At 46.5% G+C, this 21,233-nt stretch carries 19 protein-coding genes; 16 read left to right on the top strand and 3 right to left on the bottom strand.

Features of this window, described 5'->3' with window-relative positions:
* The first annotated feature begins 121 nt into the window (after window positions 1-121).
* From E2K74_RS08355 to E2K74_RS08325, 7 genes are all read left to right on the top strand, one after another.
* Window positions 122-1,090 (top strand): RluA family pseudouridine synthase, encoded by a 969-nt coding sequence (locus tag E2K74_RS08355; protein WP_151207104.1) that lies wholly within the window; start codon window positions 122-124, stop codon window positions 1,088-1,090.
* A gap of 330 nt (window positions 1,091-1,420) precedes the next feature.
* Window positions 1,421-2,089: an HAD-IA family hydrolase gene (locus E2K74_RS08350; protein WP_151207102.1), complete on the top strand. Its 669-nt coding sequence runs from the start codon at window positions 1,421-1,423 to the stop codon at window positions 2,087-2,089.
* Window positions 2,090-2,496: 407 nt separating this feature from the next.
* Entirely contained in the window at window positions 2,497-3,294 is a 798-nt protein-coding gene (locus tag E2K74_RS08345; protein WP_151207100.1) for a 2-keto-4-pentenoate hydratase, read from the top strand.
* A 21-nt stretch (window positions 3,295-3,315) separates the two neighbouring features.
* The gene (locus tag E2K74_RS08340) at window positions 3,316-4,212 is read left to right on the top strand and encodes an acetaldehyde dehydrogenase (acetylating) (protein ID WP_151205425.1); all 897 of its coding nucleotides are present in this window, start codon (window positions 3,316-3,318) and stop codon (window positions 4,210-4,212) included.
* 11 nt (window positions 4,213-4,223) lie between these two features.
* Window positions 4,224-5,243 carry a 4-hydroxy-2-oxovalerate aldolase gene (gene dmpG, locus E2K74_RS08335; protein WP_151207099.1) on the top strand — a complete coding sequence of 340 codons (1,020 nt, stop codon included), beginning with the start codon at window positions 4,224-4,226 and terminating at the stop codon, window positions 5,241-5,243.
* A gap of 491 nt (window positions 5,244-5,734) precedes the next feature.
* Entirely contained in the window at window positions 5,735-6,976 is a 1,242-nt protein-coding gene (locus E2K74_RS08330) for an OprD family outer membrane porin (RefSeq protein WP_151207097.1), read from the top strand.
* Window positions 6,977-7,247: 271 nt separating this feature from the next.
* A complete protein-coding gene (locus E2K74_RS08325; RefSeq protein ID WP_151205557.1) occupies window positions 7,248-8,108 on the top strand; it encodes an alpha/beta fold hydrolase in 861 nt (286 codons plus the stop codon).
* A gap of 373 nt (window positions 8,109-8,481) precedes the next feature.
* Here the strand turns inward: E2K74_RS08325 and hcaR are convergent, their stop codons facing one another.
* Window positions 8,482-9,390: a DNA-binding transcriptional regulator HcaR gene (gene hcaR, locus E2K74_RS08320; RefSeq protein ID WP_151207095.1), complete on the bottom strand. Its 909-nt coding sequence runs from the start codon at window positions 9,388-9,390 to the stop codon at window positions 8,482-8,484.
* 280 nt (window positions 9,391-9,670) lie between these two features.
* Here hcaR and hcaE point away from each other — a divergent pair, with 280 nt between their 5' ends.
* The 9 genes from hcaE (at window position 9,671) to E2K74_RS08275 (ending at window position 18,715) form a co-directional block, all read left to right on the top strand.
* Window positions 9,671-11,038, top strand: coding sequence for a 3-phenylpropionate/cinnamic acid dioxygenase subunit alpha (hcaE, locus tag E2K74_RS08315; RefSeq protein ID WP_151205625.1), 1,368 nt, complete (start codon window positions 9,671-9,673; stop codon window positions 11,036-11,038).
* Complete coding sequence (gene hcaF, locus E2K74_RS08310) at window positions 11,035-11,553, top strand: 3-phenylpropionate/cinnamic acid dioxygenase subunit beta (protein ID WP_151207093.1); 519 nt, start codon at window positions 11,035-11,037, stop codon at window positions 11,551-11,553. Before hcaE ends, hcaF begins: the two co-directional genes overlap by 4 nt.
* Complete coding sequence (gene hcaC / locus E2K74_RS08305) at window positions 11,553-11,879, top strand: 3-phenylpropionate/cinnamic acid dioxygenase ferredoxin subunit (RefSeq protein WP_151205623.1); 327 nt, start codon at window positions 11,553-11,555, stop codon at window positions 11,877-11,879. Before hcaF ends, hcaC begins: the two co-directional genes overlap by 1 nt.
* 2 nt (window positions 11,880-11,881) lie before the next feature.
* Window positions 11,882-12,697 carry a 3-phenylpropionate-dihydrodiol/cinnamic acid-dihydrodiol dehydrogenase gene (hcaB, locus tag E2K74_RS08300; protein WP_151207091.1) on the top strand — a complete coding sequence of 272 codons (816 nt, stop codon included), beginning with the start codon at window positions 11,882-11,884 and terminating at the stop codon, window positions 12,695-12,697.
* A gap of 70 nt (window positions 12,698-12,767) precedes the next feature.
* On the top strand, window positions 12,768-13,733 hold the full coding sequence (locus E2K74_RS08295) for a 3-carboxyethylcatechol 2,3-dioxygenase (RefSeq protein WP_151207089.1): 966 nt from the start codon (window positions 12,768-12,770) through the stop codon (window positions 13,731-13,733).
* A 4-nt stretch (window positions 13,734-13,737) separates the two neighbouring features.
* A complete protein-coding gene (gene hcaD, locus E2K74_RS08290; protein ID WP_151207087.1) occupies window positions 13,738-14,967 on the top strand; it encodes a 3-phenylpropionate/cinnamic acid dioxygenase ferredoxin--NAD(+) reductase subunit in 1,230 nt (409 codons plus the stop codon).
* Window positions 14,968-15,259: 292 nt separating this feature from the next.
* Entirely contained in the window at window positions 15,260-16,168 is a 909-nt protein-coding gene (locus E2K74_RS08285; RefSeq protein ID WP_151207084.1) for a DMT family transporter, read from the top strand.
* Between the two features lie 187 nt (window positions 16,169-16,355).
* Window positions 16,356-17,291: a cation diffusion facilitator family transporter gene (locus E2K74_RS08280; protein WP_151207082.1), complete on the top strand. Its 936-nt coding sequence runs from the start codon at window positions 16,356-16,358 to the stop codon at window positions 17,289-17,291.
* 368 nt (window positions 17,292-17,659) lie between these two features.
* Window positions 17,660-18,715 (top strand): MBL fold metallo-hydrolase, encoded by a 1,056-nt coding sequence (locus tag E2K74_RS08275; protein WP_151207080.1) that lies wholly within the window; start codon window positions 17,660-17,662, stop codon window positions 18,713-18,715.
* 217 nt (window positions 18,716-18,932) lie between these two features.
* Here E2K74_RS08275 and E2K74_RS08270 read toward each other — a convergent pair whose 3' ends face one another.
* Window positions 18,933-19,376, bottom strand: coding sequence for a thiol-disulfide oxidoreductase DCC family protein (locus E2K74_RS08270; protein WP_151207078.1), 444 nt, complete (start codon window positions 19,374-19,376; stop codon window positions 18,933-18,935).
* Window positions 19,377-19,470: 94 nt separating this feature from the next.
* Window positions 19,471-20,991, bottom strand: a complete 1,521-nt coding sequence (locus tag E2K74_RS08265; protein WP_151207076.1) for a catalase — start codon at window positions 20,989-20,991, stop codon at window positions 19,471-19,473.
* Window positions 20,992-21,233: the final 242 nt, after the last annotated feature.

Genomic DNA, 21,233 nt, shown 5'->3' with positions numbered 1-21,233 from the left:
GCTGACTATATCAAACCTTGCATCATCTGCCTATGGGCTAAGCTTATGTTTCTTGTGTAAAGCATAATCTAAATGATCATTTTTTATTCAATTTAAGTCAATTTCAGGTCACAGTAACTGTATGAATTCTACGCAACAATGGCAAAGTGTCACTTGGTTTGAAGTGGATGAACACCAGGATGGTCAGCGAATCGATAATTTCCTGTTTAGTCGTCTGAAAGGCGTGCCCAAAAGCCGTATCTATCGCTTGATTCGGGAAGGCCAGGTTCGTGTGAATAAAAAACGGATTAAAGCAGAAACCAAACTTTCGATTGGGGATCAAATTCGTGTAGCACCGATCCGTTATGAGCAGAAAGATGAAACTGCAGCGCCCGTCTCCGACAAGGTCGCTCAAGGTCTGTTGGCCCGTGTGATTTATGAAGATGAAGGCTTAATGGTGGTGAACAAGCCTTCCGGTATTGCCGTGCATGGCGGTAGTGGTGTGGCCTATGGCCTGATTGAAGGGTTACGTGCTGCAACCGGTAAAAAATACCTGGAGCTGATTCACCGTATTGACCGGGATACTTCGGGCCTGGTGATGATCTCGAAAAAACGTAGCGTGCTAAAAACCCTGCAAGACCTGCTGCGAGAACATAAAATTCACAAGACCTATGCTGCGGTGGTCAAAGGCCAGGTGAGTCTGGACAAGCAGTTGATTGATGCCCCTTTGTATCGTTATGAGCTGCCAAATGGCGAACGTCGCGTGCGGGTGTCTAAAGAAGGCAAAGAGTCCAAAACCCAGTGGAATGTGCAAGAGCGCTTTATGCATGCCACATTGGTCTATGCCTCTCCGCTGTCGGGGCGTACCCACCAGATCCGTGTGCATGGTTTTAGTATTGGTCATCCTTTGGTGGGGGATGAAAAATATGGTCACGAAACCGAATATAGAGGACCTAAACCACGCCGTTTGTGCTTGCATGCCATGCGTCTGGATATTCCAGGCTATCCGACAATTGAGGCGCCCTTGCCTGAAGATATGCAAAGTCTGGTGGCGCAGCTCAGAGCGCAGAAGGCGGATAAGGTGGTCACACTTGCCGAAGATGAAGAGTAATCTTTAGCTTTTTAATGAGTCTTCCTGATTTTGCTTTATTTGAGTGAGGAAAATTCCCTTCTTTATTAAAGGTAGAGATGATTCAAGACAATTTCTAAATCAATGAAGGGCGACATGGATGTCGCCGTTACTCTGTGGTACAAGGACGTGCCATCAGAGTAACAAAGGATTTTTGCTACTTTTCATCCTTGAAAAGTAGATAATACCTATACGAAAACAGCTGCTCACTGACATTAATTGTGGTAGTGAATTAAATTTAACTAACCTCTCCCAAACCCTCTCCTAGAAGGAGAGGGCTTAAAGATACTGAATCAAATATTAGGACCTTATATGAACTCACCTGTAAAACTGGTTATTTTTGATTGGGATGGCACCTTATTCGATTCAGTTGGCCAGATTGTGGCAAGTCTCCAGTTTGCAGCCCGGCAGTTTAATCAGCCGCTGACCGATGCCGATGCCAAAAGTATTATCGGTCTGGGTTTGCCTGAAGTTGCCGAGCGTCTGTTTCCGACAGTGCCAGAATTACATAGCGATATTTTACAGGCTTATTCTGAACATTATGTGGCGAACTCTACTGGAGATTGCTGGTTCGCAGGCGTGGCGGAGATGTTACAAGAGCTGGCAGAGCAGGGCGTAAAACTGGCGGTCGCGACCGGAAAAAGCCGTAAAGGGCTGGATCGGGTCCTAAAGCAAACCGAGAGTGTCGAGCTGTTTGCGGTTACCCGCGCGGCCAGTGAGACCCGCTCCAAACCTGATCCGCTGATGCTGGCTGAGATTCTGTCTGAAACTGGTGTGGCGTCGCATGAGGCGATTATGGTGGGAGATACCTCCTATGACCTGGAGATGGCACAGAAGATTGCGATGCCGAGTGTGGGGGTGAGTTATGGCGTGCATACGCCTGAAACGCTGGCACAGTTTAATCCCTTGACCATCGTGCATGATATTCGCAGCCTGAATAGCTTTTTATTGGCTAAAGTTCAATGGAAAGAAGCGATTTAATCGCTTATCTTGAGATCGGTAAACTTGCAGGCACTCGGTTTGAAAAGAGTGCCTGTAAATGCACTCAACTGCCGGATATGTTCTTATCTTTTAGTCTAATGCTGCAAACTTGATCAATTTGAGCGTAGAGCAATGTTGATGAATTTGCTGTGAATTTAGTTAAATTTATAACTTAAGTCGCTGTTTTATTTAAAGTAATATTGAATTTATTAATAGTTAATAGCTATAGCGAAAAATAAAATAACTATTGGCATTCATCTCTTAATTTTCAGATTCTTAGATTGTATATGTTTATGTCTCGTTCAGGACAGACAATCCCAGCTCATTGTCAGGTCGTTTCCAGCTTGCTGAACGACTTCTTCTGGATATAGGCATAAACTTCATTTTTGCAGTTTAAGGAAACACTGATGTCGAATTCTGCTGTTGTTGAATCAGTTGCACACGCCCTTCGTCGCGCTGAATTATCACAAACTGCGATCGCACCGATTCGCCCTGAACTTGGTGGTGAAAGTGCGGACGTGGATATTGCCTATGCCGTTCAAGAAGTCAATACAGCGCGTGCGTTGTCTGAAGGCCGCCGTTTGGTGGGGCGTAAAATCGGGTTGACATCTAAAGTGGTTCAGACACAACTCGGCGTAGATCAGCCTGACTTTGGCATGTTGTTTGCGGACATGGCCTATGGCGATGGTGAAGCAATTCCTGCCGGTCTGTTGATTCAGCCTAAAGTTGAAGCGGAAATTGCATTGGTGATCAAAGAAGATTTAACCAAAGAAAAACACACCTATGCAGACATTATCAGCGCGACTGATTATGCACTTCCTGCAGTTGAAGTGGTCGATAGCCGTATCGAGAACTGGAAAATCAGCCTGATTGATACCGTAGCAGATAACGCCTCTTCGGCAGCATTTGTTTTGGGTTCACGTCCGGTGAAGCTCGACAACCTTGACCTGGTGAACTGCAAGATGGTCATGACTCGTGGTGCTGAAGTGGTCTCACAAGGGGTGGGTAAAGCATGTTTGGCCAATCCTTTAAATGCAGCGGTCTGGCTTGCAGATGAGATGGTACGCCGTGGTCGCCCATTGCTCAAAGGTGACATCATCCTGACCGGTGCTTTAGGCCCGATGGTGGTTGCTCAGCCAGGCGATGAGTTCAAGGTTGAGATTGAAGGCTTTGGTTCAGTAACAGCTGCTTTTGCTGCTGAATAATGGAATTTTGAGAGTACATTCATGAAAAAGATTAAATGTGCAATGATCGGTCCCGGCAACATTGGTACGGACTTGCTTTATAAATTACAGCGTAGCGAATGGTTGGAGCCAGTGTGGATGGTGGGCATTGACCCAACGTCTGAAGGTCTGGCACGTGCAGCGAAAATGGGCTTAAAAACCACGGCTGAAGGGGTAGATGGCCTGCTGCCGCATGTTCTTGAAGATGACATTAAAATTGCCTTTGATGCAACGTCTGCATACGTTCACGCAGAAAACAGCCGCAAGCTGAATGAGCTGGGCGTATTGATGATTGATTTGACACCTGCAGCGATTGGTCCGTTCTGTGTACCGCCAGTGAACCTTGAAGCATTGCTTGCAGCGGGCGAAGTGCCGAATGTAAACATGGTAACGTGTGGTGGTCAGGCGACCATTCCGATGGTCGCTGCGGTTTCCCGCGTTCAACCGGTTGAATATGGTGAGATCATTGCAACCGTATCCACCAAGTCGGTGGGTCCGGGTACACGTAAGAATATTGACGAATTTACCCGTACCACTGCCGGTGCAATCGAAAAAGTCGGCGGTGCAAAACAAGGCAAGGCAATCATCATCATCAACCCGGCTGAGCCACCTTTAATGATGCGCGATACCGTACATTGTTTGGTTGAAGGTGAACCGGATCAGGCGGCAATCACTGAATCAGTGCATGCCATGATCAAAGAAGTCCAAAAATATGTACCGGGCTACAAGCTGGTCAATGGTCCTGTGTTTGATGGCAACCGTGTGTCGATCTTCATGGAAGTCGAAGGTCTGGGTGACTTCTTGCCAAAATATGCGGGTAACCTGGACATCATGACTGCGGCGGCTGCACGTACTGCAGAAATGTTTGCTGAACACGTATTTGCAAAAGAACAGGCTTAAGGAGCAACCACATGTCTAAGATTATTGTTCATGATATGACTTTGCGTGATGGTATGCATCCACAGCGCCATCAAACCACTGTCGAGCAGATGATTGCGATTTCAACTGCACTTGATGAGGCGGGCGTACCGTTAATCGAGGTGACACATGGTGACGGGCTGGGTGGCTCATCAGTAAACTATGGTTTTGCTGCGGCAACAGATGAAGAATACCTGTCTGCTGTAGTGCCACGCATGAAGAATGCCAAAGTATCTGCATTGCTTTTGCCGGGTATCGGAACAGTTGACCATCTGAAAATGGCTCATGAGATTGGTGTATCAACCATCCGTGTGGCAACGCACTGTACGGAAGCGGATTGTTCTGAACAGCACATCACAGCTGCGCGTAAGCTGGAGATGGATACTGTAGGCTTCCTGATGCTGGCCCATATGGCAACTCCGGCTCAACTGCTTGAAGAAGCGAAGAAGATGGTGTCGTATGGTGCAAACTGTATCTATGTAACGGATTCCGCAGGTTATATGCTTCCTCAGGATGTAACCGATCGCGTTGCATGCTTGCGTGATGCGCTTGATCCAAGTATTGAACTAGGTTTCCACGGTCACCACAATTTAGGTATGGGCGTGGCAAACACGGTTGCTGCGGTGGATGCCGGTGCAGTGCGTGTCGATTTGGCCTCTGCCGGTTTGGGCGCAGGTGCAGGGAATACACCTCTTGAACTGTTCATTGCCGTTGCCAACCGTATGGGGATGGACACCGGGGTTGACCTGTTTAAAGTACAAGACGTGGCAGAAGACCTAGTAATTCCAATGATGCACAACCCGATCCGTGCAGACCGCGATGCGGCAACACTGGGCTATGCAGGCGTTTACTCATCATTCCTGTTGTTTGCGAAACGTGCAGAAGCCAAATATGGCGTATCTGCACGCGAAATTCTGCTGGAACTGGGCCGCCGTGGCACAGTCGGTGGTCAGGAAGACATGATTGAAGATCTGGCATTGACCATGTCCAAAGCCAAAGAAGCCGAAGCTTAATGTGTTTTTAACTGTCTAGCCTTTAAACCGCTGCGCAGTTATTTTTAGATCAACGTCCGATGTAGGTCATCGGGCGTTTTGTATTTTAAGAAGAGGAGCGCGAAGTAGAAGCGTTACTTGCTTAAATTTAAATTATAGCTAAAGCATATCGGGTTATAGCTGAAGTATATTAATATAATCAATTGCTTAGAGAAATTCATACGGGGATTTAAACTTAAAAGCGCTTAATTTTCTTGTTTTATATTTAAAAAACTAAAATTTTGTTAAAAATAAATGACAGAACAAGGGTTTAGAAAAAACCCCACGAATATCGAGCAAAATATCTTATTGTTTAAAGCTCTTAACCTGAGCGGAGGGCGAGTCAGGAAAAAACAAAAATAGGGTGCATGACTTAAATCTTAATACTCTGGTCGGATTCCGTTTCTGGCCATTGTTCAGCATGATGGCGCCCTAGCTTTATTTGATTATTATTTGATTATTGGGAATAAGTCATGCGTCGTCAAAATTTATGGATAGCAATGCTGGCTGCAACAGCAACTTTAGGAACCACTGCAACTCAGGCAGATTTTATTGACGACAGTCAGGTCCAGCTCAAATTTAAAAACTTTTACCTAGATCGCCAGATTAAAGACGATTCCACTAAAAACTGGGGTTCGTGGTCTCAGGGGGTGATGCTGGATGCCAAATCTGGCTATCACGATATTGGCGGCGGTATTCAGGTTGGTGCAGACCTGTTGGTGCAGCATGCCTTTAAGCTGAATGGCCGTGACAGAAATCCAGACTTTATTTTGCCGCATGATGGTAAAGAGTCGAAAGACAATTTTGGTAAAGTCGGTGCCACCTTAAAAGCCAAAGTATCGCAAACTGAATTGAAAGTGGGTGAATTATTGCCGGTTTCTCCAGTCTTGGTGTTTGATCCATCGCGTCAGTTACTTACCACGTTTAGCGGTGCATGGTTAGAATCTAAAGACCTGAAAGATACCAAGTTAACGCTGGCCTATATTGACGGCATTAACAACCGTTACGACAACCAGTTTCGTGACCTCAGCAAATTTGCGCCACCTGCCTACGACAATGGTGCAACATCTGACGGGATGTGGATTGCAGGAGTAGACCATCAATTCACTCAGGAATTGGGTGCAAGCTATTGGTACGCAGATGTACAAGACATCTATCAGCAACATTTTGTAGGTTTAAACCATACTGCTGCTTTAGGTGAAAAAAGCAAACTGACCAGCCATGTACGTTACTTCGATAACTCGGATTCAGGTAACAAACTCTATGGTGAGATTGATAACCAGGCTTTATCAGTAGGCACTAAACTTAATCATGGTGCGCATACGATTGGTTTAGGCTATCAGCAAATGCTGGGCGATTCAGCATTCCCGACATTGGGGGGATGGGTGCCACAGCCTTATCTGGTCAACTGGGGAGTTGCGACTTTTACCAATCCTGATGAAAAATCCTTGGGCCTAACCTATGGTTATGATTTCTCTGAACTGGGTGCCAAGGGCTTGAATGCCACCGCCGTATATATGCTCGGGAAGGATGCAACTTACGGCACCAAAAAAGATCAGGATTCAGACGAGTTGAACCTGATTGTGAATTACACAGTGCCAGAGGGTAAATTAAAAGGCCTAGGCGTCCAGGCCATGTATATCGATGCTGATTTTGATTATAAGTCCGATTTGCAGGAATACCGTGTGGCGACCACCTATACCTATAAATTCTAAGCATTCAGCAGATTTAAACCGGCGATGCAACAGCATCGCCTTTTTAAGGCCTAAAGTCTGAGGAAACTTAAGGATTTAAAATAAAATATTTATATAAAACAAATATTTAAATTATATTTTTTTTGTAGCATACAATCGTAATTTTGTATCAGTTGACTCGGTTATAGCGGTTAAGATAAGGGTGTAAAGAAGTCATTGTTAATGAGTCAACTTGGCGTTGACCTCTGTTATCAGATGGACACGCAAGCTAAAAACTGTAAGAGGAATCAACATGAGTACTGTTCAAATCCCAGAATACAAAACAGATCCATTTTTTGGTTTAGAAGACAAATGGATTGAAACGGCAGAAGGTGAGTTGACGCACTATCACGAGATTGGTGAAGGTACACCAATTCTGTTCCTGCACGGTTCAGGTACTGGTGTATCTGCGGCGGCAAACTGGTGGTTAAACCTTCCAGCCATTGGTGAGCAGGCACGTTGTATCGCCATTGATACCATTGGTTATGGTCAGACTGTGGTAGCACCTGGTACGGCTTATGGTATTCGTGCCTGGGTTGATCATGCGGTGCGTACTTTAGATGCACTGGGTATTGAAAAAACCTGGCTGGTCGGTAACTCACTGGGTGGCTGGTTGGCTTTCCAGATGGCACTTGACTATCCAGAACGTGTTCTTGGTATTGTTTCTATGGGAACCGGCGGTGCGAAACAAACTGCCGCGTTGAAAGCGCACGCAAATCCGGTGCTTACTGAAGAAGGGATCAAGAAAACCCTTTCTATGTTTGTCGTAAACAAAGACCTGATTACTGATGAACTGGTAAAAGTACGTTTTGCGTCTGCTGCAAATGACTATGCATCAAATCGTTTGATGGATGTGGTGGGTGCACGTGACCGTGACCGTTTTGAATTCCCGCTTGATTTTGAAAAAATGAAAGAGATCACAGTTCCTGTGCTGTTGATCCACGGTACGCAAGACGTGGTGATTCCTGTATCAAGGACCTGGGATATTCTGAATATTGTGCCAAATGCCGATGCCCACATTTTCAGCCAGTGCGGCCACTGGTCCCAGGTGGAAAAAGCAGAAGAGTTTAATACCATTATCAAAAACTACCTGCTGGCACATGGCGTAAAATAAGCCCGAGTAAAAATATAAAAAAAGGATGCCTGGCATCCTTTTTTTATGGCTAAACGATTTTATGGAGAGAGCTAAAGCAGTCACCTTTCTCGTGTAGCAAGTTTGATAGATATTTTTAATCTGTTTTAAGTCTAGATTGAGGCTTTTTTAGAAGAAAAAACACTTAAATTTTCATTAGACTTAAGTTGTAAAGCAGATGGTTTTTGAGCGGGAGTTCCTCATCTGCAGCCCAGGTTAAGGCTAATTTTGAGGCGCCAAAAAGTCAGCCTTTATGAAAAAACCAGAATACAAAGCGGGTTTTAATGAGAAAATAATAAAAGCAAATAGCACAGGTATGTATGGCGCAACCTGTGCTGTCAAAAAAGGGGGAAATTTATTTTTGTTCGTCGCGATTGATATTGAGATAGAACACGTGGGTCAGTAACTCCAGGAACTTGTCCACGGCCATTGAATTTCCAGCTTTGCGGTAACTCACGTATAAATCCAGATAAGGCAGTTCAACGTCAAGCGGACGAATGACCGTATTATTCATGGTCAATGGGGCAATATAGCCCGGTAAAATCGTGCAACCTAAGCCCATGCCAATCGAGTTGATGTTGAACAGGATATTGTCAGCTTTCTGCACAATGTTGAATTCAAGATTGTTGACCTTGGCAAAGTCTAAAATTGCATTGTGCAGGGTCAGTGACTGTTCGGCAGCAGGAATAATAAAGTCTATGCCATTCAACTCTTTAACCGGAATTCGTTCATATTTGGCCAGTGGATGATCTTTAGGCAAAATAAAGATTAGCGGCTCACGCAGGACAAACTGGCTTTCAATTTCGTCGCTATGGAAGTTGTGACGGGTAAAGGTGAGATCTAGATCGCCCTTTTTCAGTAATCTCATTTGCTCGGTATTGTTCAGGCTGAGCAGTTCAATTTTCAGATCCGGGTTTTGGACACGCAGGTTGGGCAGAATATACGGAAAGATCTTCATTTCGGCCACCGGCACAAAGCCGATGCGTAGCATCTGCTGCTTGGCCTGCGACACCTGACGCGCCATGGCAACGGCTTTGTCGGCCTGAGCCAGGGTCAAACGGGCCTGTTCCAGAAATACGGCACCTTCTTCTGTCAGCTCGACCTTGCGTTTGGTACGGTACAGCAGTTGTACGCCGACATCTTCTTCCAGATCCTTAATCTGCTGGCTGAGAGAGGGTTGCGCCGTATAAAGTTTGAGTGCTGCCTTACTAAAGTTCAGTTCTTCAGCAACAGTGATAAAGTAGCGAAGGTGTCTTAATTCCATGTCATCAGCCCAAAGAGTAATCCAAAAAATGTCTTACTATAATTTGATAGGAGTATAGTCCATAAACAACTATGTCGTGAAGATGATTTTGTCATTTAGGAACTAAATACCTTAGAGGGGTTGATTGGTGTTTTAATATAAAAATAAGCGTGGTCAATAATTGCTTAAACCTATTAATTAAAACAAAAAAAATATTTCCCCAAAATCCTGCAAAAATCCATTATCCATTCGAGTTGAGTCTATTTATTGTGTGTCCATAGTGGCCACAGGAGAGCTTTTCATGAGTGGAAAAATTGATGTGCGCGAAATCGACGCTTTGGTCGATGCACAAAATGGACGTATCACGCCATCGATCTATACTGATCCTGACATTTACGAATTAGAACTTGAACGTGTCTTCGGTCGTACATGGTTATTTCTATGCCATGAAAGCCAAATTCCCAAGGCTGGTGATTTCTTCAATACCTATATGGGTGAAGATCCAATTATTGTGGCACGCCAAAAAGACGGCTCAATCAAAGCATTTTTAAACCAGTGCCGTCACCGTTCGATGCGGGTCAGCTTCGCAGACTGCGGTAATACCCGTGCATTTACTTGCCCATACCACGGCTGGTCATACGGTATTGATGGTTCACTCAAAGATATCCCGCTTGAAGAACGTGCTTATCCACATGGGGCATGTAAAGAACAATGGGGTCTGGTTGAAGTCAATCGTGTGAAGTCTTACAAAGGCTTAGTCTTCGGTTGCTGGGATGAAACCACACCTGATTTAGAAGAATACATGGGCGACATCGCCTGGTATCTGGATGGAGTCGTAGATCGTCGTCCGGGTGGGACAGAAATCATCGGTGGTGTACACAAATGGGAAATCGACTGTAACTGGAAATTTGCAGCGGAACAGTTTGCTTCTGACCAATACCATGCCTTGTTCTCTCACGCTTCTGCGATTCAAGTTTTGGGGGCAAAACCGGATGATGAATCCTCGAAGAAACTCGGTGCTGCACAAACAGCGCGTCCGGTGTGGGAAACCGCCAAAGACGCAATTCAATATGGTTCACGCGGTCACGGTTCAGGTTTCTTCTTTACTGAAAAGCCGGACGCCAACGTATGGGTGGATGGTGAGGTAGCGAACTATTTCCGTGAAACTTATGAAGAAGTCAAAGAGCGTTTAGGTGAAGTGCGTGCGCTGCGTCTTGCAGGTCACAACACCATGTTCCCGACACTGTCTTGGTTAAACGGTACGGCAACACTGCGCGTATGGCACCCACGTGGTCCAAACAAAACTGAAGTATGGGCATTCTGTATTGCGGATGCTGAAGCGTCGCAGGAAGTAAAAGAAGCTTTTGAACGTTCGGCAACGCGTGCCTTCGGTCCGGCCGGTTTCCTTGAGCAAGATGACTCGGAAAACTGGATCGAAATCCAGAAAGTGCTTCGGGGTTATAAAGCGCGTCAAAACCGCCTGATCATGGAAATGGGTAAAGGCAACGAGAAAGTTCGTGAAGATGATATTCCGGGCATTACCAACTACATTTTCTCAGAAACTGCAGCACGTGGCATGTACCGTCGCTGGGCAGATTTATTGATCCATGAAAAATGGGAAGACGTGGAAAAAGCCGCTGACGAATACGAGAAGGAGCTTGTGAAATGAGTCAAATCAGCTTAGAACTGCATCACCAGATCAGTCAGTTCCTGTACCGCGAAGCAAAATTGCTGGACGACTGGAAGTTCCGCGAATGGCTGGATGTATTGGCAGAAGATATTTCGTATACGCTGCGTACGACACCGAATGCGCAAACCCGTGACCGTCGCCGTTCGATTGAGCCGCCAACGACCTGGGTATTTAACGATTCTAAAGACCTGCTGGAACGCCGCGTTGCCCGTTTGGAAACCGGTATGGCCTGGGCGGAAGAACCCCCTTCACGTACTACACATATGGTGTCTAACATTATTGTGGAGCCGACTGAAGTTGACGGTGAATACGACGTGTATGTCACTTACCTGTTGTACCGCACCCAGAAAGAAAAAGATGTCACCATCTACTGTGGTAAGCGTCACGACAAAATCCGTCAGGTCGATTCCGAGCAAGGCTTCCAGATCTTCAACCGTAAGATCACACTGGACCAGGCGACTTATAACTCACACAACCTGAGCGTGTTCTTCTAATGAATAAGATTTTTGTTTGCCAAGTTGACGAACTGGACGAAGGCGAAGCATTAAAAGTAGATTGTGGCGTAAACGGTATTGAAGCGCTGGCAGTATTCAATAACGGTGGTGAGTTTTTCGCCATGAACGACCGCTGTTCACATGGTAATGCCTCAATGTCTGAAGGTTATCTGGAAGATGATGGCACGGTGGAATGTCCACTTCATTCAGCGCGTTTCTGTCTAAAAACTGGTACAGCACTTTGCTTGCCAGCAACTGATCCGATTCAGACTTTCCCGGTAATTGTGGAAGATGGTCAGTTATTTGTTGAGATGGCAGGAGAGTAAGCATGGGTTGGCTACAAGGCGAAGTTGCACTGATCACGGGTGGTGGTTCAGGCTTAGGCTGGGCTTTGGTCGAGCGTTTTATTGAGGAAGGTGCACAAGTTGCGGTTCTTCAACGTTCAAAAGCTAAAGTGGATGCATTAAATGAACACTTCGGTGGAAAAGTTCTTGCGATCGAAGGTGATGTAGCCAGCTATGCAGATAACGTTCGTGCAGTTCAAGCAACTGTAGAACGTTTCGGTAAACTCGATTGTTTCGTGGGCAATGCCGGGATCTGGGATCATTATGCCGATATCGTCAATACTTCGGGCGAGCAGCTGGAAAAAGCCTTTGACGAAATCATGGGCATTAATACCAAATCTTTAATCCTGGGAGCGAAGGCTGCGCTGGATGCATTGATCGCTTCTGAAGGTTCTATCATATTTACTTTGTCTAATTCGGCACTGTACTCCGCTGGCGGAGGCCCTGTATATACTGCATCCAAGCATGCCGGTGTCGGGGTGATGAAGGAACTGGCTTATGAGCTTGCGCCTAAAGTACGAGTGAATGCGGTTGCACCCTCAGGTATGAATGTGAATATCAAAGGCGCGGCATCCTTGGGTCAGGATAATCTGGGCCTGCTGGATGCTCGCGACCCTGAGAAAATCGCACGTGGTATGCCACTGAATTTCTTGCCTGAACCGGAAGACATGACCGGTTCATACGTGCTCTTGGCATCGCGTCAAAATAACCGTCCACTGACCGGTGTTCTGATTAATGCAGAATGTGGTTTGGGAATTCGTGGCTTACGCCAGCCACGCGCCGGTTTCTTTGATGAATAAAAATCTAGTCTAGTCGAATGGACTTATCGGCAGCCTGTTCTGGGCTGCCTTCCTTATTCAGGAGTCTCTCATGGCCGTTAAACTCATTTGTGCATCGCACAGTCCGTTAATGGAATTTGCTTCACCGCAGGATCAATCCAAAGAGCAGAAAGTACGTGCTGCGTTTGAACAGTTGTCTGCTGAAGTAAAAGCCTATGATCCCACTCTCATTATCACATTTGGTCCAGACCATTTTAACGGTTTCTTCTATGACCTGATGCCAAGCTTCTGCGTGGGGATTCGTGCCAAAGCCGCAGGCGACTGGGATTATGGCAAAGACAATGACCATATTGATGTACCGGAAGATCGGGCACTGGCGCTGGTTCGCCGGGTGCTGGATGAAGGGGTCGACGTTGCATACTCCTACCGTATGCAGGCGGACCACGGGGTGACTCAGCCTTTACATTTCCTGTGCGCAGGCAAGCTTGATCGTTATCCAACAATTCCGATTTTTATTAATGGCGCTGCAGCACCGATGCCGACCACCAAGCGCACCATCGCTTTGGGCCGTGCAGTTGGCCAGTTTATCAAGTCCTTAAACCTTGAAAATGAGCGCGTACTGGTGCTAGGTACAGGGGGGCTGTCCCATGATCCACCGACACCACAAATGGGTTCAGTACCACCAGAAGTGGAAGAGTTTCTGATCGCCGGCCGTCATCCGACAGTTGAAGCCCGGGAGGCGCGTCAGGCAAAAATTATTGCTGTTGGTCAGAAACTCGCAGCAGGGGATACCTCGGTTGCAGTGCCACTCAGTCCGGAATGGGATGTCGCATTACTTGAAAAATTCAAGCAGGCCGACTTCGCTGCACTGGAAGCCATGACTGAAGCTGACATTCGCCGTGATGGGGGCCGTGGCGGTCAGGAAGTCCGTTCCTGGATGGCGGCTTTTGCTGCTTTAAGCGAAATAGGCGAATACGACATGACCACCCACTGCTATGAAGATATCAGTGAATGGATTGCCGGCTTTGGTATCGTATCTGCAGAGTTAAAAGGTTAATGACATGAGCAACATCGAAACCATCGTGATTGTAGGCGCAGGCCAGGCAGGTGCAAGCGCGATTTTAGAACTGCGTGGCAACAAGTTTGAAGGCAACATCATTCTGATTGGTGATGAAATACATTTGCCTTATGAGCGTCCGCCATTATCTAAAGACGTGATTTTAAAGCCGGCTGAGACCAAAATTGAAATCCTGTCCGAAGAAAAACTGGCAGATTTGGGGGTCGAGCATATCCGCGGCAATGGCGTGGTGAAAATCAATGCTGAAGCGCACACGGTTGAGCTACAAAATGGTGACGTTGTTGCTTATGACAAGCTCTTGCTGGCCACCGGCGGTGCAGCACGCCGTTTGCCAAACTTCGATGCCTTAGGCAAGTACGTCTATACTTTGCGTAATCTGGAAGATTCACAAGCGCTGGTGCCTGTATTACAGCCGGGTCGCCGTATCATCCTGATCGGTGGTGGCGTGATCGGTCTGGAACTGGCCTCTAGTGCCCGTTTCAAAGACTGTGAAGTGACTGTGATCGAAATGGGGCCAATGGTCATGGGGCGTTCATCTCCACATATATTGAGCGAGTTTTTATTGGCTCAGCAGCGTCTGGCTGGGGTCAATGTGCGTCTTGAAACCAAGATTGCAGACTGCCGTCTTGAAGGTGAAGAAGTTGTCGTTACTCTTGAAGGTAGTGAAGAGCTGCGTGCTGATGCAGTTGTTTACGGTATCGGGATTGTACCTAATGCACAGCTGGCGCTTGATGCCGGTTTAGCGGTGGATTGTGCGATTCAGGTGAATGAACACTGTCAAACGTCTCATCCTGATATTTATGCTGCAGGCGATGTAGCGACCCAGCTGCGTGACTGTGGCAATCATCGCCGTGTCGAAACCTGGGAAAATGCCAATCTGCAAGCCGGAATTTTTGCCCGTCATGTGATGGGGCTCGAGCAGCCAACCCCTAATCCGGCGTGGTTCTGGACCGATCAGCTCAATATCAACTACCAGTTCGTGGGTGATATGACAGCAAGCGAGTGGGTTGTACGTGGTGAAATGAATGCCGAGCAGGGGGCTGATTCATCATTTGTATTGTTTGGTGTCACAGATGGCATCATCGTCGGTGGCATCACGGTGAATGCGGCCAAAGACATGCGTCATCTGAAAAAACTGATCAGCAAGCAGGCGGCTTTTGAGGCGGATAAATATCTGGATTTAAGCCAGGATTTGCGTAAGCTGGTGAAGTAAGCTGAATGTTTAACAAAGGCAGATCTTGGGGAACTGGGGTCTGCTTTTTTTATGGCTACTTTATTTATTGTTTTGGCATGACCACTATTTATATTGCGACGTTTAATTACTTTGTGCAGTTGTGTCTTACTTTTCAAAGATGAAAAGTAACAAAAATCTTTTGAGCGTTTGAGGATACTTCTTTGTATCCCAAACGCTCGAGCGGCATCCATGCCGCTTGTAATACTGCTAATCGTGGATTTGAACAGAACTTTTGGTTTAATTCTTTTTATTATATTTAATTGAGTCATTTATGAATTCAAATTCATCTTCTATGCTGGTGACGGCAAGTATATATGCGCTTTTGGTGCTGATTTGGGCAGCGACGCCGCTGGCGATTGTCTGGAGTGTGGCAGAGGTGCATCCGATGTGGGTGCTGATTATCCGCTATTTTGGTGCCTCCATCATTGCGCTGCTAGTGCTCAAACTGATGCGCGGTCCATTACCTTTTGACCGTACCTCGATGCAAAGCTATCTGGCCGGAAGCTTGAATTTAATTGGCGCCCAGCTGTTTATTTATCTGGCTGCCAATTATTTAACTTCAGGTCTGATGGCCCTGATTTTTGGGTTCTCACCGCTAATTGCTGGCTTGATCGGGCATGTGATTTTAAAAACCCATCGGCTGGTATGGCTGCAATGGCTGGGAATGGCGGTTGCAGTAACTGGCCTGAGTTTTGTCTTTGCCGATTCGGCAGATTCAAAAATTAACCCGTGGGGCGTGGTGCTGATGCTGATCAGTATGGTGTCGTATATCAGTTCGATTTTCTGGGTCAAACAGATTAATGCACCGCTAAAACCAATGTCGCAAGCCACCGGTTCATTATTGGTGTCTGCGGCAGGTTCACTGTTGTTAATCCCGTTTATCTGGCAGCATTTTCCCACGCAGATGCCAGGTACCCATGCCATGATTGGGTTCCTGTTTACCATGATCATGTCATCAATTGTGGCCATGCTGTGCTATTTCTGGCTGATCCGCCGTCTAGCTGCGTCTACAGTCTCTTTAAGTAATGTAATGACCCCGGTGATTGCACTGGTTCTGGGAGCCACCCTCAACAATGAAATCATTAGCAGTCATGCTTTCGCCGGAATTGCGGTGGTGATGTTGGGCATTGTCATGTATTTCTGGAAAGAATGGCGCGAACAGTATTTTTCCAGAACTTAGCGGCACAGCAAACAGGAAGGGCCTCAGCTGTTCTTTTTAGAATTTCAGTGTGCCCAACTGCCTGGATCATCTCTCAATCTCACGACGCTACAACAATTTGTAAAACAACTGCTACTTATAAACTGATTAAAATACTGGTATATAAGACAAGAAAAGCTGAATGCAGCTTGTTTAGGGCAGTTTCAGGATGTCTGAATCAAATAAAGTTGTGGTCTATGCTGCCCTGTTTGGGAATCTGACGATTGCAGTGGTGAAGTTTATTGCAGCCTATATGACCAGCAGTTCAGCAATGCTGAGCGAAGCCATCCATTCCGTTGTGGATACTTTAAATGAAATTCTGCTGCTGTATGGCATGAAAACCTCCCAAAAACCGGCAGATGCCCAACATCCTTTTGGCTATGGCCGTGAGTTGTATTTCTGGGCGTTTATTGTGGCTCTGATGGTCTTTGCCCTAGGCGCCATCGTTTCCATTTATCAGGGCATACAGCATATTTTACAGCCTGAGGAAATGCAGGACCCTGTCATTAACTATATTGTGCTGGGTATCGCAATTGTATGTGAAGGGTTTTCCTGGTGGGTGGCTTTAAAAGCCTTTCGCAAGCAGAAGGGCAAGCTCGGATATTTCGCCGCATTCCGACGCAGTAAAGATCCCACCACTTTTACCGTATTATTTGAAGATACCGCTGCCTTGACCGGCTTATTGATTGCGCTGGTCGGAATTTTCTTGGCCCATCAACTGAATATTCCCGAGCTGGATGGTGCAGCATCAATTCTGATTGGCGTTGTACTGGCGATTTCAGCTTGGCTTTTGGCGCAGAAAACCAAAGGTCTGTTACTCGGCGAAGTTGCAAATCCCAAACTGCGGGACCATGTTTTAAAAGTAGCCCAGCAGGATCATGCAGTTCATAGCGCCAACGGTCTGCTGACTGAACAGATGGGCGCGCATCAGGTGATTGTATTTTTAAGCCTGGAATTTAAAGATGATCTGACTTCAGATGAAATTGAACACTGTGTCAATCGGATAGAAGCCCAGATCAAACAGTTACATCCTGAAATTATTGCCCTCTTTGTCAAGCCGCAAACCAAGGCAGTATGGCTGGAACGCACCCGGGGCCGGGTCTAAACACCTAGCTCATCAGGTGAGGTTTAAGCTTAAGTGAATAGCGCCTGTTGTAAAAGGATGATTTAGGCGTTCAAGCTGGCTTTCTTTGAGAGCCAGGCTGCTATATTTGAGTTGGGGTGTACATCAGGGCAGCGTATCGAAAGTCTGTTTAATCCGACCAGTAACTACTCGCAAAGTTTCGAAACTCTTCCTTTTTTGGTTTTTTTTGCTAAAAATAACAAAAACATAAATGAATACCCTGATCAGATTTCATAGTATGCTTAGATACGCAGGTATAGAAGTTGGTATGCTAATAACAAAGATACTTCGCTTGAGCGCCTCAAGTCGATGCTGTCTTGCATATAGCAAATAATAAATAGTGGATGTTTATGCAAGATTTTTTTAAAACTAAAAAGTTTCAGCTTGAGACCGAATCCAGTTGGAAGCATCTCTGGTCCAAGCCGGTATTTGACTATTTGCATTCAGCGCATTTTGATGGTCAACGGTTCAAAAATCTGGAGCCCTCTTCGCTTGAGCAGAGCCGCTTCGACTTGTATAAATGGTTATTTACCAGAAAGTCCAAAACCTGGGAAGTGAACCTGAAACAGGAGCAGGCCGACTTCCTGTCGCGTCCGCGTGCCTTGCCGCATCATCGCCCCGAGGCTTCTTTGGATGACTGGCAAATCTGGTTTATCGGCCATGCCACGGTCCTGATCCAGATTGGGCCTTATAACTTTCTGACCGATCCGGTCTGGTCAGAATATGCCAGCCCGTTTTCATCCCGCGGTCCACAACGGGTGATTCCTGCCGGGATTGCCCTGGATGAATTGCCTCCGATTGATGCAGTGCTGCTTAGCCATAACCATTATGATCATATGGATCTGGCCACACTCGGCTGGTTGCATCACAATTTTAAGATGCCAATCTATACCGGTCTGGGAAATGCCTGGTATCTGCCTAAAGACTATAATGTGATTGAAATGGACTGGTGGGAGAACAGCTTTTTTCAAAACATCCGGATTGTGTATACACCTGCGCAGCATGCTTCAGGGCGCGGCATGCGTGATCAGAACTGTGCCTTATGGGGAGGATTTTCCTTGCTGCATGGTAAGGAACACTGTTTCTTTGCCGGCGACAGTGGCTATTCTTCGCATTTCAAGGAAATCCGCAAACGTCTGGGTGAGCCGCGAATTGCATTATTGCCTATCGGGGCCTATGAGCCGCGTGAGCTGATGCGTTATATCCATATGAACCCGGAAGATGCCTTTCATGCCCATCAGGACCTGCATGCGCGCTGTTCTCTGGCCATTCATTACCGGACCTTCCAGTTGACCGATGAAGACCGTGACCAGCCTGAAAATGTCCTGCAGGATATTATCCAGCATTCTTCCAAGTTAATTAACCCGTTTTACTGTATTCGTGAAGGCAAGCGCATTATTGTCTAGCTGCTGGATGTTGTTCTAGGGCAATGAGAAGAATCAGCAGGGCAGGCTTCATGATCGGTGGGCTAAATCTTGCTGTCCGTATGATAGGGGAGCTAAGACCCATCAGCCAAAAAACATTCATCTCTCCAGAAAGTTCAAGCGAGAGTCTTGGCATAGCTCCCCCGATTCAGCCACCGTCCAACAATCCTGAGCCAAACCGTACAAAGTAGCTAAAAACTTAAGACTCATCCATCACATCTTCCAGAAAATGGCGCTTATTTTCACTAGAAGGCAGCAGGCAGCTGTTGGTTTTTCCAAACCACTGATAACGGTTTAAAGCAACCTGACGATACAGAAAATCGCGTGCAACGCGTGGAATAATATACCCGATATTCATTAATGAAAAAGGCAAGCCGAGTTGCTGCATGACTTTTAGCACAGCAGTTGACTCGGTATAAAGCTGCCCCTCTTTAATGACGAGCAGCGTCGTATACTGCTCCGTTGACATCTGATAATGCTGAAGCAGGGCAGAGCCTAAGGGAGATTGTGCAGAGACCAATTTAAACTGGATTTTTCGGTCATATCGGATTAAAAAACGTGCCCAGCGCGTGCAGATGACACACACGGCATCAAATAAAATAATGTCGTATTCTTGAATGATGTCTTCTATCGTCTTGCGCATGGTTATACTTTTTTGTGATGGGCTGTTTTCATATTGCATGAGCGACCAACAAAAAACCACCCGAAGGTGGTTTTTTACGCTCTTTACTCAAGTTTTAGAGAAAACTTGGTAAGTTTTTCGCAGGATCACTTTCACGCGCGGCTTGTGCATCGGCCACAGTCATGCCCAATGCTTTGGCGACACCTTCACCGTATGCAGGTTCACATGCATAGCAATTACGGATATGACGGTATTTGATGAAATCCAGTGCGTCACCCATCGCGCCGGCAGTGTTATTGAACAAGGCCTGTTTTTGTTCATCGTTCATCAAGTTGAACAGGGCTCGTGGCTGGCTGAAATAATCGTTGTCGTCTTGGCGATAATCCCAGAAATCCGCATCACCGGTAATTTTTAGTGGAGGTTCTCTGAACTCTGGTTGTTCCTGCCACTGGCTGAAGCTGTTTGGCTCATAATGGGGCAATGAACCATAGTTGCCATCCACACGGCCTTGACCGTCACGGCGGTTCGAGTGCACAGGACAACGCGCAGCATTGACCGGAATTTGTGAATGATTCACGCCAACACGGTAGCGCACAGCATCGGCATAGTTCACCAAACGGGCCTGTAACATGCGGTCTGGTGAATAGCTGATTCCTGGAACCAGATTACTTGGCGCAAATGCCGCCTGTTCCACATCCTGGAAATAGTTTTCAGGGTTGTGGTTCAACTCGAACTCACCCACTTCAATCAGTGGATAGTCGCCTTTTGGCCAGACTTTGGTCAGGTCAAATGGATGATAGGGGACTTTTTCTGCCTCTGTTTCCGGCATGATCTGCACGTACATTGTCCATTTCGGGAAATCGCCACGCTCAATGGCATCAAATAGGTCGGTCTGGCTGCTTTCTCGGTCTTTGGCAATCAGCGCTGCTGCTTCCGCATCGGTCAGGTTTTGAATGCCTTGCTGGGTGCGCATGTGGAATTTCACCCAGAAGCGCTCATTTTGGGCATTAATAAAGCTGTAGGTATGGCTGCCGAAACCGTGCATATGACGGTAGCCATCTGGAATGCCGCGGTCTGACATCACAATCGTCACCTGATGCAGGGCTTCAGGCAATAAAGTCCAGAAATCCCAGTTATTGGTGGCACTGCGCTTGTTGGTTTTTGGATCGCGTTTAACCGCTTTGTTTAAGTCCGGGAATTTGCGAGGATCACGCAGGAAGAATACCGGGGTATTGTTGCCGACTAAGTCCCAGTTCCCTTCTTCCGTATAGAATTTCAGGGCAAAACCGCGAATATCACGTTCGGCATCAGCTGCGCCGCGTTCACCCGCTACGGTAGAAAAACGCGCGAACATCTCGGTTTTTTTGCCTACTGCAGAGAAGATCTTGGCACGGGTATAGCGGGTAATGTCATGGGTGACGGTAAAGGTACCGAAAGCCCCCGAACCTTTGGCATGCATACGACGCTCAGGAATCACTTCACGCACAAAGTTTGCCAGTTTTTCATTCAGCCATAAATCTTGGGCAAGCACGGGGCCACGTGCACCAGCTGTCATGCTGTTCTGATTGTCTACGACAGGCGCACCAGCTTCAGTGGTAAGGTGCGTGACAGGACATTTTTTAGAGTCATCGCTCATTGTATATCTCCATTATTATCATCATATTTTGAGGACTGCGAGAAGAATCTATGCAGAGTATCACGCTCAATCCAATATGAACCGTTCTGTAAATTGATTTTAAAGTGGCGTTGCTATAGCGATGCGATCTTCAAAAACCGAAAAATTAAAAAATGCAAAAATGTCTAGAAGCAAAATAACATGAAAGTTGTGGTTATCTTATTGCTCTAAGCGGAGTGTTAGACTCTGAGATTAATCAGAAT

The sequence above is a fragment of the Acinetobacter sp. RF15B genome (assembly GCF_007558235.1).
Taxonomy (GTDB): domain Bacteria; phylum Pseudomonadota; class Gammaproteobacteria; order Pseudomonadales; family Moraxellaceae; genus Acinetobacter; species Acinetobacter lwoffii_C.
This window is presented reverse-complemented; position numbering and strand designations above follow the sequence as displayed.